Below are 249 nucleotides of genomic sequence, written 5' to 3'. Positions count from 1 at the left end.
GCCGAAGAATTTATAGCGCACTACAAAGACGATTACAGAGCCTATCACACGCATGCCAGCGTAATGGGCGCGCAGGCATCGAGCAGCATTTTCTCTGCGTTAGGCTATGCGGAAAAAGCGAAACACAGTTTAGAAGCGGCGATCACCGTTGCGCCGGAAGAAGTAAACGTCTATCAGGCACTGATGCAGTTTCATTTAATGGCCCCCTCTATTGCTGGCGGTGATATGGAAGAGGCCGAGAAACTGGCC

Annotated in this window: 1 pseudogene; it reads left to right on the top strand. The window is 51.4% G+C overall.

Annotation, left to right across the window (positions count from 1 at the left end):
• Positions 1-249: pseudogene (locus NLF92_RS13505) on the top strand (tetratricopeptide repeat protein); the annotation flags it as partial.

The organism is Opacimonas viscosa, assembly GCF_024199005.1.
Lineage (GTDB): Bacteria > Pseudomonadota > Gammaproteobacteria > Enterobacterales > Alteromonadaceae > Opacimonas > Opacimonas viscosa.
Note: the sequence above shows the minus strand (reverse complement) of the source record. Positions and strands in the feature narration are given on the sequence as shown.